This window comes from Chitinivibrionales bacterium (assembly GCA_014728215.1).
Taxonomy (GTDB): Bacteria; Fibrobacterota; Chitinivibrionia; order Chitinivibrionales; family WJKA01; genus WJKA01.
In genome coordinates this window covers 1-13592 of the sequence record WJLZ01000107.1, presented here as the reverse complement: position 1 = coordinate 13592, position 13592 = coordinate 1, and the positions used below count along the sequence as shown (strand labels likewise).

The following is a 13592-nucleotide window of genomic DNA, read 5'->3' as shown; positions in this document are numbered from 1 at the left end:
CTGGCTTCATATAAGAAATATTTTTTCAGCCTTGCCCTTTTAAGTCCGACAAAGATTTTAGATTACTTTGCGGCAGGCCTCCCCGTTATCGCCCCCCGGCTGCCGACAACCGAACATATCGTAAGCGACCGCACAAACGGACTATTCTTCGAAGTCGAAAACACCGGTTCTCTCTCCCGGGCCATAACCGAACTCTTTACCGACAATGCACTGCATGAACACCTCTGTAAAGGTGCACAGGAATCGGCACAAAAATTTTCGTGGGAGAAACGTTCGGAGCGGTTGACCGGGTTTATCGGGGAAGTGAGAAACGGTCCTCCTTTAAAAGATCGATGAATGATTACGAGAATGAGAAGGAATAGAAGTGAAAGAAAGTTTGCAGCAACGAAATGAGAGGAAGAAAATATCCGGGGACGAAACCGATGAATAGGTTAGCGCCGCCCATGGTCAGCGTTGTCATTCCCCTCTACAACGGCGAAATGTTTATTGTCGAGTGCCTGGAGAGTGTTTTTGCTCAGACAGAGCAGCCGGTGGAGATTGTTGTTGTCGACGACGGCTCGACTGACAAGTCGGTGGAGATCGTTAAAAGCTTTGGGGGAAATATCACCCTTGTCAGTCAGAAAAACGGTGACGTTTCAGCGGCTCGCAATGCAGGAGTCGAAGCCGCCGGGGGCGAGCTGATTGCATTCTTAGATCAGGATGACCTCTGGGAGCAGTGTAAGCTCGAAAAACAGATCGCCTCTTTTTGCCGGGAACCGGAAATAGATCTTGTTTTTACCGACCTGATAAAAATCGGCGCATCAGGGAAACGACATCGCCCAAAAGACAGAGACCGGATCGCCCGCTCACTCACCGACCGCACGCTGTTTAAAACGCTGGCCCTGAAAAATCTTCTCATGCCCAGTGCGGTGATGGTAAAAAAAGAGAGTTTTACCCGGGCGGGATATTTCGATGAAAGCTTTGCCACCTGCGGTGATTATGAGATGTGGCTCCGCATGGCAGGGATGGATATGAGATTCAGGTATGTTCCCGAGCCACTGACTGTTTACCGCTACCATGGAGCAAATGAATCGAAAAAAACCGAACTCATGAACGCCGACAGAATCAAAGCGGTCGAAAAGACATTTGCAAATCCATTGTTGCCCGGAGATAAAAAGGTATTGGAAAAACAAAGCCTGAGCAGAGCATACAGGGAAGGCGCCCATACATATTTCAGCGCAAAAAATTACAGAGGAGTCCTGAACTTCGCTACACGTGCCTGGAAATATGACAAAAGGGTTATAAACTGGAAGCTCTTGAGGCGATTTGTGAGGGCGTGGGTTAAAACAAGGACACAAAAAGCACCATGAAAAAGCTACTGATAATCACCCGTGATTTTCCTCCCTATGAAGGTAGGGGCGGCGTAATGAGAATTCTCAAATTTGCCGCGTATCTTCCCGAATTCGGGTGGAAAGCATCCATTTTCTGTGAAAAGAAAGGTGTTACCGGTGACAATAGCCTGCGTAAAGAAATTGACGGTAAAGCGGAGGTTATACCTGTAGCCTGGAAATCGCCTTCACAGCAAAAAAATTATCACAAGGAAAGGCTCAACGCACCGGACGTTTCTACTATTCAGAAGGTGCATTCTCTTTCATATCGCAGCCTCTATTTTAACCTTCTTATGAGTTATCATAATTATTTCATGGCGCCAGATTTACATTGGCCCTGGGCGCAACAGACAATCGAGCATGCTCTGAATCTCCACAAAGATCGTTCGTTTGACGCTCTTCTTACCTCAGGCCCTCCATTCTCAACCTTCAGAGCCGGGATCGAAATACAAAAATCAACCCAACTCCCCTTGGCACTCGATTTCAGAGACGGTTGGTGGAAGAACCCCCTCTATAAAAACTGGAAAAAGAAATTTATTGATGCTCAAAACCGACTCCTCGAAAAACAGGCGGTCTCTGTTGCCGGGCTGGCGCTTTTTGTGAGCGATCCGCTCACTGAAATTTACCAAAAACGCTATCCTGCAGCTCAGTGTAGAATGAGAACACTTGAAAACGGATTTGATTCGAATGATTTCAAAGAGATTTCTTCACCCAACGATACAAAAACGGACACACTTAATTTTATTTTTTGCGGGAGCGTGGGTGGCCGGCGTGATCCCGGTCCGTTTCTGAGTGCTGTCGAACAGATCAAAAAAGATTTTCCGGAATGGGCTGAGAATGTAAGAATATCATTTGTAGGACGGTTCAGAGGCGATAAGGAGGGATGGAAAAAAAGGCTTGGAAATATGCTTGAGATAACCGGTGAAGTAAATCACGAAAAAGCTATCCGGTATATGACCGCTGCGGATATTCTGGTCCTGATCACTCATGCATCCGAGGGCGGCAAAACAGTCATGAGCGGTAAGATTTACGAATACGCGGCGTTGCGAAAACCGATCCTTGCCGTCGCTCACGAATGCGCGGCAACCGATTTCATCCGAAAGTACAACGCCGGATTTGTCGTCGGCTACGAGAAGATTGATGTAATTACATCTATGCTGAAAACGATAATCGGAATGTGGAAAGAAGGGGAGGAATTTCCGAGGATCGGCAGGGAAACGCTACGATTGTATGAGCGGAAACGGCTTGCGGGGATTTTAGGGGGAGAGCTGGATAAGCTTATTGAGCAGCTTTCACCTCGGCGCGTGAGATGAACTGTGCGATTTTACTTTGTATTTAATAGAATATTTTCGGCAGATATCGCGCGCATCATCATTAATAAGGCGTATTTGTTCGTTTCCGCTTAGTCCATTGAGTTTGCGGCTCAGAGCCCTTCGCCATTTCCATACTTCTTCCAATGATTTACCATAGTTCATTGTAATCACCCGCTTCATACACCCAATCACTGCCTTTTATAAGGCGGCTTCAACCCCTTGAACATCGGATAATGCTTGACATTAAGCGTGCATAATTCTGCGCCCGAAATAAAACAGGTTGCAGCTATGATTGCATCAGGTATTTCAACTGAATGTGACGGCCGGTATTTATTCACAAAATTGCCGGCTACACGGGCAATCTCATTTGTCGCTGCAAAGACCGGGAAAATTGAAAACAGCCGATCGATTTCAGTCTCCTCTTTCCGTCCCCTGATTCCTGCATAGATTTCCGCTACGGTTATCACTGAAAAACAAATCGATTTCGATTCTGCTTTAAACCAGGGAACTGCCTGATTGTTTCCACGGAGGAATTCTATTACAATATCAGTATCGACCAGAATATTCCCGCTCATCGGCTCGACCTCGTATGCCATCCGGTTCTTAAATCACGAATATCGGGTACATCTGTTCTTTGCGCCCAAACACCTGCAATTTCATCTAAAATCCGGGACTTATCAATTTCACCGGCCCTGGCCAGCAAATCATCGATCGCCTGTCGGACTAAATCACTCTGACTGACACCTTTTGCCAGTGCGACAGACTCTAAACCGCTTTTTTCCTGCTCGGTTAAATATATTTGCGTTCTGATCATAATACTCCTGATGTATTTTTTAAATGTATACATCTTGAATATACATCATTACGCATAAAAAAGCACGCATTGCCTTAATTTATCTGCCCAGGTTGCCTTCAATTCGGCTCCCTGCTTTTTGGTCTTCCCCCTGATTTTCTCTCTTCTCTTTGTGCCTCTATGGTGAATTCTTCTCCTCACCCAAACTGGTTCCCCACCAACTCTTCGAACGTAGGCCCTTTCATTTCGGGAATCAGCTCATTGATGCGGGTGTAAATGGCTTTTAGGTTGCCGATAAACGGCAGATAAGAATATCTTTCATATCAGGCTTGCGGCGAGTATTTTTCTTTGAAATATTCGTACAGCACCGCAATGCCATTCTCAAGTTCGATTTCCGGCTCGAATCCAAGTTGTTCTTTTATTTTTGCAATCGCCGAGTAGTTTCTCTTGATTTCGCCGGTCCGGGGCGCCACATGACCAACCGTTGCATCCTTTCCGGTGACTCTGCGCAGGATATCGACAAGCTCGGTAATGCTGGTCTCTTTTCCCGAAGCCACCTGAAAGATTTCAAACCCTTTGTCCCGCTTAAGCGATAGCCATATAGCCCGGGCAATATCATACGCATTGATAAAATCGCGAGTCTGGGAACCGTCACCATATATAAGAAGATCATCGCCCTTTAAAAGCTCTTTCATCATCTTGGCAACGACACTGGTCTTGTGATCGGAATACTTCCCGTAAGCATTTGCAAAGCGCAAACATGTTGTTGCGATTCCATAGCAGTTGGCATAAGCACTGCATAATGCTTCGCCGCATAATTTAGCTGCGCCGTATGGGGACAGAGGACGGGGAAGTGCTCTTTCATCGATAGCTGCAGGCTTTTCACCAACAGCCGCGTTTGATGATGCGAGGACCAGTCTTTTTATTGAATTCACCCGAGCCGCTTCAAGCACATTGATCGTACCGTCTATATTGATTGAATACGACTCTAATGGATTTTTTACCGACTTTACTACTTCTGTGTAGGCAGCAAGATGTATTATTGCATCGATATTGCAGCTTGCATTTATCAGCGCATCAATATCACGAATATCTGCTGTAATTATTTTTATGTTGACTGTATGCCCATACCTGAAAATACCCTGGTCTTTCCCTACACAGGAATCATCAAAAGATAATCCTGTAATGCTTTTTATATAGCCGATACTGCATTTAACAAGATTATCGAAAAGAATTATCTGCTGAATATCATCTCTTTTGCAAAGGTGTTCAACCAGATTAGCACCTATGAAACCCGCTCCTCCTGTAATTAATATATTCATGAATTAGTGTCATTTCGGTTATGCGCTTGCAATGCCGTATTGATCATTTCAACAAGCGTCGCTTCGGTCTGGGCGCCAACTTTTCTCTCTATCTCGTCACCGTTTGCAAACGCAATAAATGTGGGGACCCCGTTAACCGAATACCTGGCAGCCGCCACCTGGTTTTGATCTACATTCATCGTTGCTATTTTTACCTTATCCACAAATCTGGCGGCGAGTTTTTCAACAACCGGTTCAATCATTTTACACGGAGGACACCATGAAGCCCAGAAATCAACCAGAACAGGTATTTCAGATTCAATTACTTCGCTATTGAAATTATTATCTTTTAATATCATTATATCAATCCTGCTGTCGAGATATCACATTTCCCATTCTTCGAGTATTTCCATTTGCCTCTTCTGGCCGCCCCATGTGGTCTTGGGGAGTATAACATGCCGCTTTTCTTCAATACGCGCTTTTATCTCAGGCTGCGAGAGAAGCTTGAACATTTCGTACACTTCCTCTTCCAGTGATGCTTCCGACTTCAGACCGAACTGCTCAGGCAGTTTATCAAAAAGCGGTTCAAAAGGATGGTCATCCGCTTCTACACGCGGATTTTGTAATCGCTGCATTTTCGGCTTGAGCCCGAATTCCTTCTTACCGATTTTCGCGACTGTTTCGGCAAGCTGCCGCAATTCATAAAAACCGGTCATCTGATTTACAACATCATACTGCCCAGGCTCGGGAGGCGAACAGATAAGGCGGACCATGCATTGCATTGCATCACGAAGTGCGATGAAACTTCTCACCTGTTTTCCTTTTCCGTAAATAGATAAGGGTATACCAACAATAGCTTGAGATACGAATCGATTAATCGCAGTCCCGAACCATTCATCGATATCAAAACGGGTTCTTAATCTTGGGTCAGAAGCAACTTCATTAGTATGCACCCCATAAATTACCCCCTGCATAACATCATAGGAACGGAGCCACCAATACTTGCAAGCTTCATACGCATTAAACGTATCCTGCACTTTGCTGACATGGTAAAAGCTCACAGGATCTCGTGGAGTAAGTTCGCCTCCAAGGCTCCATTCACGATCCCCCCATTTTAATACAGCGTCTCCAGGGAAGATCCCTTCAAATATTGGGCGTCCGGTTAGCGGTGCCCCGTATTCACCCATTGTTCCAAGTTTTATCAGTGATGACTCCGGGACTAGTTCTTTCATAGTAAAAAGCAGTCCCAGCGACCCAAGTACATTATTTTTCTGCACCCATATGGCATGATCGACATCAACCATACTGTAAGGTGCACTGGGACATTCTGCATAATGGATTATCGCCTCCGGCTTGACTTCATCAATAAATTCCTTGAGGCGTGATCTATCAAGAATATCAAACCGTCTGAAATTAAGATCGATATCCAGAACCTCCCGGGCAGATCTAATTCTCTCGCTCATTCTTGTAATGGGAACTGCGGTATGCGAACCTTTTTCGGCAACCCAGTCTCTTCTGTAGTAGCAATCGACTCCACTGACATTGAAACCAAGCTTTCCCAATTTTAATGCAAGCGGCCACCCCAAGTAGCCATCCATACCAAGAATCATTACTTTCATATTTTTAAGCTTGTAGCCATACTCAGATTTTTCCCACTGCGGACAATCTTCAAAAGTAATGCTTGTCGGATCATAAAGACCAAGATCCCGACGGCGCTTGCATTCAACCATCACCTGCCCGCCTGAAGGATCATTCATCAGTTTTTCCTGATTTACTGTCGACTGTCCACAAGCCCTGAAATCAACATTTCCCTTGAAATCAACCGCCGGACAATTCCAACAGGTCTTCTGCGAATTCTTCATGGAAACTCCCTGTGATAAAACATTAGTTATAAATTTAATGCTGCTTTGATATCTTCAACAGATCTGACTGATGGATAGCTGGCTCCCGGCGGCATTTTAACCCCAAAAAAAGTGTCCCTGTAAGTGTGCTTACCCCCAAATATTTCATTTTTGTTGTATACTGTCTGTGCTTTTATAGTTCCCTTAAGATCTATGCCCCGTGCACCAATGAGCACAAGATCTGGAGCATAGACGGCAAATTCACCTTTTGATATTTCCTTACCTTCAAATATCTCACTAATAACAGGACGATCTTCAATTATACAATGCATAAATCGATCCGACAATTCTTTTACTATTTTATCTGCATGACTTTCATCAACTCTTCCCCGTGGATACCTGTCTTTGTAGTTCAGATAAATGCGCCCAGGATCCATAGCAAAAGCAATTGTACCTTCATCGATATCATTATAACTCCGCGGAGGATCGTTTTTTAATTTTAAATAGCCCCATTCTTTGAGATAAAAGTTGACAAATGCTTCATACTCCTGGACCTCAAAACCATGGTCGGACATGAATGCAATCGTATCTGAAGAGTCGCATTGAGCACATAATTCACCAATATATGCATCGATTTTTCTGAAATGATCGATAACTTTTTCATGGAAGGGATGATTTTCATCAAGAGCTGCCTGAAACAGGAAGTGTGACAGTCGGTCGGTTCCCGTGAAAACAAGCATGAAAACATCCCATGCCTCCCGCTCCCAGATCATTTTGGCAGCAGATATGCGTTTGTCGAGCGTTCCATCGAGGTCTTTTAAAAAAAGCTCAATTGATTGATGGGCTTTAGAAGAATCGACATCGATCTTATATCCTATCTCTGCAAGCTGCGCATAAAGTTTTGTTGGATATATCGCTTTTTCTAGATCGAGGGCCACAAATCCGGCAATATGGATTCCATTGATCGGTTTGGCAGGAAACGTAAACGGCGTATTAATTATTGCGTATTTCTTCGATTCATCCGGAGTGTAATCATCCTTAAGCCAGAATGCCGGTTTTTTAAGAGAATCGAAATTAGGAAACCTGAGCACATAGCTTTGTGGTGCAAGTGCCGTGAAACCGTAAACCCCATGCTCTGAAGGATTTTTTCCGGTAATTATCGTTGCCCATGAGACCGATGAAATTTCAGGAAGTGTCGAAGTTATCTCATAAAGCTTCCCTCCGGAAAGGACCTTGCCCGTTTCCGGCATAATACCATTTGAGATGTACTTTTTTAAAAGAGAATAAGGAATGCCGTCAAGACCAATAATAATCGTTCTATTCATATATTGATACTGAAAAATGTTGTGGAATAGTAGAGCAGCGAGCTTTCAGGCTGACAATTAGATTACATGTAACCAAGCTCTTCAAGCTTTTTTGCAATTTTCTCTTCATCATTTTCATCCGGATTCAACTTTTCAAGAATTATATGAACAATGTATTTCTCGATGCTGTTGAAACCAAGCTTTTCAGCCCTTTCCTTTAATTTTTCATAAATTTCTTCATCAATATTTAGCTTGAATTCCATGCATTTCCTCCCTATAAATCATCTGTAATAAATTCGATTATTTATTATATTTTCGGAAGTTGACCTTCAATAAATGGCACCTCAAATACCTTCTCATGAAAGACAGGACCATGGCCGAAATAGCCATCCTCTCCGAATAGCTCCCCGTGATCTGCAGTAATAATGAAATATGTATTTGCCGGGCACTTTTTGAAAAGCTCACCAATTATTTCATCAAGATATTCAACGCATTTGACCTGCTGATTGTGCAGCCGTTTCATTTGCTCCATTTCAAAAAAAGCATCATCCGAAACGCCCACAGGATCTGCATCCATTTTTTTAAAAACACCATGCACACCGCTGATATGTGGAAGATCATCAAGCATATAAGGATAATGTGTCTCACCAACATTGAAAAAATAGAATTTAGGCTGGTTTCCTTCAAAAGACACGTCGTCAACCATTCCTTTAAAATCAAAATGGTTATCCATAAGCTTGTAATCGTCAAATCCCGTGCTCATTGTGGTATACTGATTAAGCACCGGCATGCTGACTCGCCCAATAGTTTTGTACCCTAATTGCTTTAATTTTGTCGGAAGATTTATATGAGGCAAAAAGCTGCGGAATGAAAGATCATCAACTCCCAGGCGCTCTTTCCATTTTGCAAATTCTTCTTTGTAGACATTACTGGCAAATACATGTTTTGGGGATATATGAGGCATTAGGCCCATGAGGTACACGTAATGGGACGGAGAAGTCCAAGATGCATATGAATAGCGGCATTCTGCAGCACCAATATTATTGATATACGGCGTTTTTGCACGTTTATATGTATCAAAACGACAACTGTCAAAAATAACAAAAAATAGATTTTTCATATTAAGTATTTTAGACAGGATCAGTTCGCTTATTAGGCATATATTCAGGAACAATTTCCTTAAGCAACCCTCTTACTTGACTATTTGAGAAGGAATATATTTGTTCTTTGACATTCTCTAATTTCTGCATAATTTCTGCATTGAATTGCGATTTTTTTTCAATAACAAATATTTTTTTGTGTTCAGTTGACATTGTGCCCTCAATCTCAGTAAGGAGTTCTTCCTTGAGTTTTTCTCCCGGCCTTAAGCCAATATATTTAATCGGTATATCAATCTGGGGGCGCAATCCTGAAAATTCTATAAGCTTATATGCAAGATCTTTAATTTTTACAGGGTTACCCATTTTTAAGATAAATAAATCTCCCCCTTCTCCCATTGCACCAGCCTGCAATACCAACTGTGCCGCTTCAGGTATTGACATAAAATATCTCTGGACTTCAGGATGTGTTATTAGGACTGGGCCACCACGTTCTATCTGCTTCTTAAAAAGCGGAATTACTGATCCGCGAGAACTAAGCACATTACCAAATCTTACTGCCATGCATCTCATATTAGAATTAGGAGCAATAGATTCAAACATTATACGCTCAGCAAGCAATTTAGACGCGCCCATGACATTAGTTGGCCGAACAGCTTTATCCGTTGATATCATAACAAATCGCTCAACATTATACTCATGGGCGATACTGAGGATACAATGTGTGCCAAAAACATTATTTACTAACGCATCGTGGCAATGTATTTCAAGCAATGGGACATGCTTATATGCAGCAGCATGAATAACAATTTCGGGCTTAAATTTACTAAAAAATGTTCTCATTCTATCGCTATTATTAATATCTCCTATAAGGGCACGGCAATTAACAGCTGCATCCTTCTCCTTCAACTCATTTTGAATCTCAAACAGAAGTGTTTCATCTTTATCAAGAAGCAGCAATTCCGAAGGAGCAAATCTAACTAAATGCCTAACTAGTTCAGAGCCGATTGATCCACCAGCACCAGTAACTAAAACTCGTTTATCTTTATATATATGTTCTATAAGTTCTGCATTTAGTTTAACCGACTTCCTACCTAACAAATCTTCAATTTTAACTTCTCCATATCGAGAGGACACCACTTTGCCGGTGATGTAATCTGAAACATTAGGTACATTCATTATTTTGCAGTGGAAACGTCCTTTTGCTTGAATTAAGATGCCCGTTTCGCGTTGAGCTAAATCTTCTTTAGCGATAATGATTGTATTAACATTATTGTTCTCGATTATTTCAAATATATCTTCTATTTCACCAAGTACTGGGGTTTGGTGGATCTTAATTCCCTTTTCATTTGCTGATCCTATAAATCCAATTATGTTAAGAGCGAGATCTGTATTCCGCTTGATTTCTCTTAGAACGGCTTCTCCTCTATCCCCCGCTCCAATCAGTAATGCATTTTCTTGACAATGAGGTCGTATTGGTGAATATATCTCTCGAAGTAATCTCATTGACAGACGTTGGCCTGAAAGAAGAATAAATGACAGGAAAGCGTCAATAGGAATAACCCCTGTAGGAAATTCTGGATCGAGAAAGAAATGCTCTATTAAAAGCATTCCCACTGCTGCTCCTACTATGACTTTTGTTATGTTAAATAAGTCCTTAATACCTACATATCTCCAGTAGCCTTCAAACAATCCATAAAAAGCCATAAGGGAAATTTTCATCATGATAATAAGAGGGGCAGTACGAAGGAATTTGCCAAGCCAATTCCAGCTATTGTTGAGCATTAAATCGAAACGGATGAGATATGCAATATAATAGGAAAGTACACACAGAAATAATGAAATTACAATTATTATTAAACGCCGTTGCTTTCTCCCGGAATCGCGAACATATCCGCTTATATTTGTGACAACTGAAAGTATAGTCAATAAGACAAGCTTAATATCATAGAGGAAAGATTGCTTAGCAATATAGGCAAGGTCAAATGAAGCTTTTTTTGGAATAAGAACCGTTTTATGATATTCAAATAATTCTTCTTTGCTGCCAACAATCTCTTCTTCATCACGGTAAAATATCGCCGCAGGACTTGTTATGCCAGGTTTAACTGAAAAAAGCTTGTGATACTCTGATTTATATGTTGAAACAAGCTCAGGTATTTCTGGCCGAGGTCCTACAAAAGACATATCTCCAAGAAGAACATTAATTAGCTGAGGTATCTCATCGATCTTATATTTCCTTAGGACACTTCCTACTGGAGTAATACGTTTGTCATTTTTTAATGTTACAAACCCTCCTTTTCTATCTTCATTCTTCATAGTACGAAATTTAAATATTATGAATATTTTCTTATTTTTTCCGACTCTTTTCTGCCGAAAAAGAATTGGCCCTGGCGATGAAAGCTTAATGAAAATAATGGTAAGGAATATTATTGGACTAAGAATTATTAGCCCAATTAGGGAAAATGCTATGTCGAAGCTTCTTTTGAGTAGATAATACATTAATAGTAGATTATTTATTATTCAAAATAGCATGAATTGTTTTGCACACATATTCAAGCTCTTTTTTTGTTAAAGATGGATAAATAGGCAAAGATACACACCCTCGCCAAAACCTTTCGGAATTTGGATAATCATAAGGATCTAAATTATAGGTGCTCTTATAATAGCTCATTCTATATAAGGGTTTATAATGCACAGAGGTTCCTATACCATTTTGCGCCATCTGAACAACAAAGTCATTCCTTGTAATTGAAGAATTCTCATTAAGAATAATATGAAACAGATGCCAAGAATGATCATTAAAGTCACAATGTATTACCGGAAGATCAATACCCGAAATATTTGACAAACAAGTGAAGTAATGCTCAGCGCAATCTTGTCGCTTTTTCCTAAAATATTCTGCTTTTTCTAATTGCGCAAGGCCTATTGCAGCATTGATGTCTGCCATATTATATTTGAATCCAGGAGCAACTACATCATATTCCCAATCTGCCATATTATTTGTATAACGATCCCATATGTCTCTATTGATGCCATGAAGACGCATTATTTTTGTTCTCTTAGCGATGTCTTCTCTATTTGTCGTTAACATGCCCCCTTCGCCTGTTGTAATGGTTTTATTGGCATAAAAACTAAAACAAGTAACATCACCTAATGATCCAATGATATTTTTCTCAATGCGTGTTGGAAATGCATGGGCGGCATCCTCAATTAAGCTTAGCCTATTGCTTTTACATATTGTTAGAATATCATTGCCATTATTAGATAAAAGCTGCGCTGCTTGTCCGCCATAATGTACTAATATCAAAGCTTTTGCAGAGGGATATTTGCGTATTGCTTTTGCAAGTATTTCAGGGGTGACTAACGCTGATCCATATTCTACATCAAGGAAGATTGGATCAGCGTTCAGATATCGAAGTACTTCAGCAGTAGCAGTAAATGTTATTGATGGCACAAATACCTTGTCGCTGCTTCTTATTCCAAGTGCTTCTAAGCCTAAATGAAGTGCTGCTGTACATGAATTAACTGCACATGCATATCTGGCATTCACATATTGTGCAAAATTTTTTTCGAGCTCTTTTACTTTGGATGCACTTGTTAGCCATCCGCTTTTAAGCACTTCCAGCACATAATCAGCTTCATTACCATCACAGGATATTTTAGAAAACGGCAATTTCATTTGCAAGGCTTAATATTATTACTTTTTCTCTTATCTTAAAATGCTTTTAGGAAACATTCTGAAATTCAAGAGCTTAATATGTAATGAACAATGATAATTATATAGTTCTTAAGCGTTTGTTGGCTATCATTTTTTCTTTTGCAGATGTTTCTTTTTTATTTCATAAATATATCGATTCATTTTTCTCCCTTCTGCGGTTTGGTATATAAAATCCAATTTCCAACCTTGGCTTTGATAAAAAGCATTAATTCGACAATTATTTTCTGCATCTGTAGTTAAATAGCATGATATAATATTTCTATAAGATATTTTCTGTATCCATAGCTTTATTAGCAATTTGCCAATGCCGCAACCTTGATATTTTGGCGCTACCGCAATTGAACTCAAAAGTGCGCATTGTTGTCCGGGCGGTGTACCACGATAAAAAACAGCTCTAAACAGCCTAGGAATAATCCATGGTTTTCTTAATATTGCATTTATGCTATTAACGGAAAATACCCACCAACGCCTAATAAGTAGTCGCTTGAAATATCCTGCCGGGCTATCTGTTCCTACAGCAAATCCAGCTAACTTTCCATTAGTTTCCGCAACAAGAGCTAAACCGGTTTTATCATAGAGAAAAGAGCGATAAAATTCTTTAAGGAACCTTTCCCCCAAAAAGCTTAAAAAAAAGTTTGGAAATGATGCAATATGGATAGCAGTTACTTTATTTATGTGTTCTTCTTGCATTTTTTTTATTTCGATATCCATAGCATGAAATTGTCTTGGTTCACCGTGAATCGGAATTTTAACTGTTTGGTATAAGCTATATTCAGATTGACAAGACTGGGGCTCTGCCCCAGACCCCGAGGTTTTAAAAGGCATAAAAAAAAGCTCCAGATTGTTTATTGAATATAT

14 protein-coding genes are annotated in these 13592 nt (G+C 40.9%); 3 read left to right on the top strand and 11 right to left on the bottom strand.

Annotated features, from left to right (window positions below):
* Genes GF401_08120 through GF401_08110 form a run of 3 tightly spaced genes read left to right on the top strand, consistent with a single transcriptional unit; the run spans position 1 to position 2680 of the window.
* Positions 1-336, top strand: coding sequence for a glycosyltransferase (locus GF401_08120; GenBank protein ID MBD3345012.1), 336 nt, complete (start codon positions 1-3; stop codon positions 334-336).
* Positions 337-389: 53 nt separating this feature from the next.
* The gene (locus GF401_08115; GenBank protein MBD3345011.1) at positions 390-1349 is read left to right on the top strand and encodes a glycosyltransferase; all 960 of its coding nucleotides are present in this window, start codon (positions 390-392) and stop codon (positions 1347-1349) included.
* Positions 1346-2680, top strand: a complete 1335-nt coding sequence (locus tag GF401_08110) for a glycosyltransferase (GenBank protein ID MBD3345010.1) — start codon at positions 1346-1348, stop codon at positions 2678-2680. The genes GF401_08115 and GF401_08110 overlap by 4 nt, the downstream gene beginning before the upstream one ends.
* 188 nt (positions 2681-2868) lie before the next feature.
* Here GF401_08110 and GF401_08105 read toward each other — a convergent pair whose 3' ends face one another.
* From GF401_08105 to GF401_08055, 11 genes are all read right to left on the bottom strand, one after another.
* Positions 2869-3276 (bottom strand): PIN domain-containing protein, encoded by a 408-nt coding sequence (locus tag GF401_08105; GenBank protein MBD3345009.1) that lies wholly within the window; start codon positions 3274-3276, stop codon positions 2869-2871.
* Entirely contained in the window at positions 3252-3494 is a 243-nt protein-coding gene (locus GF401_08100; protein ID MBD3345008.1) for a ribbon-helix-helix protein, CopG family, read from the bottom strand. Before GF401_08100 ends, GF401_08105 begins: the two co-directional genes overlap by 25 nt.
* Positions 3495-3796: 302 nt before the next feature.
* The gene (locus GF401_08095; GenBank protein ID MBD3345007.1) at positions 3797-4795 is read right to left on the bottom strand and encodes an NAD-dependent epimerase/dehydratase family protein; all 999 of its coding nucleotides are present in this window, start codon (positions 4793-4795) and stop codon (positions 3797-3799) included.
* On the bottom strand, positions 4792-5133 hold the full coding sequence (trxA, locus tag GF401_08090; protein ID MBD3345006.1) for a thioredoxin: 342 nt from the start codon (positions 5131-5133) through the stop codon (positions 4792-4794). Before trxA ends, GF401_08095 begins: the two co-directional genes overlap by 4 nt.
* A 24-nt stretch (positions 5134-5157) precedes the next feature.
* Positions 5158-6636, bottom strand: a complete 1479-nt coding sequence (locus tag GF401_08085; GenBank protein ID MBD3345005.1) for an NAD-dependent epimerase/dehydratase family protein — start codon at positions 6634-6636, stop codon at positions 5158-5160.
* 26 nt (positions 6637-6662) lie between these two features.
* The gene (locus GF401_08080; GenBank protein MBD3345004.1) at positions 6663-7940 is read right to left on the bottom strand and encodes a hypothetical protein; all 1278 of its coding nucleotides are present in this window, start codon (positions 7938-7940) and stop codon (positions 6663-6665) included.
* A gap of 62 nt (positions 7941-8002) precedes the next feature.
* Positions 8003-8182: a hypothetical protein gene (locus tag GF401_08075; GenBank protein ID MBD3345003.1), complete on the bottom strand. Its 180-nt coding sequence runs from the start codon at positions 8180-8182 to the stop codon at positions 8003-8005.
* 44 nt (positions 8183-8226) lie between these two features.
* Positions 8227-9039, bottom strand: a complete 813-nt coding sequence (locus GF401_08070) for a sulfatase-like hydrolase/transferase (protein ID MBD3345002.1) — start codon at positions 9037-9039, stop codon at positions 8227-8229.
* A gap of 10 nt (positions 9040-9049) precedes the next feature.
* Entirely contained in the window at positions 9050-11515 is a 2466-nt protein-coding gene (locus GF401_08065) for an NAD-dependent epimerase/dehydratase family protein (protein ID MBD3345001.1), read from the bottom strand.
* A gap of 10 nt (positions 11516-11525) precedes the next feature.
* Positions 11526-12695: a DegT/DnrJ/EryC1/StrS family aminotransferase gene (locus GF401_08060; protein MBD3345000.1), complete on the bottom strand. Its 1170-nt coding sequence runs from the start codon at positions 12693-12695 to the stop codon at positions 11526-11528.
* Positions 12696-12821: 126 nt separating this feature from the next.
* On the bottom strand, positions 12822-13559 hold the full coding sequence (locus tag GF401_08055) for a GNAT family N-acetyltransferase (protein MBD3344999.1): 738 nt from the start codon (positions 13557-13559) through the stop codon (positions 12822-12824).
* Positions 13560-13592: the final 33 nt, after the last annotated feature.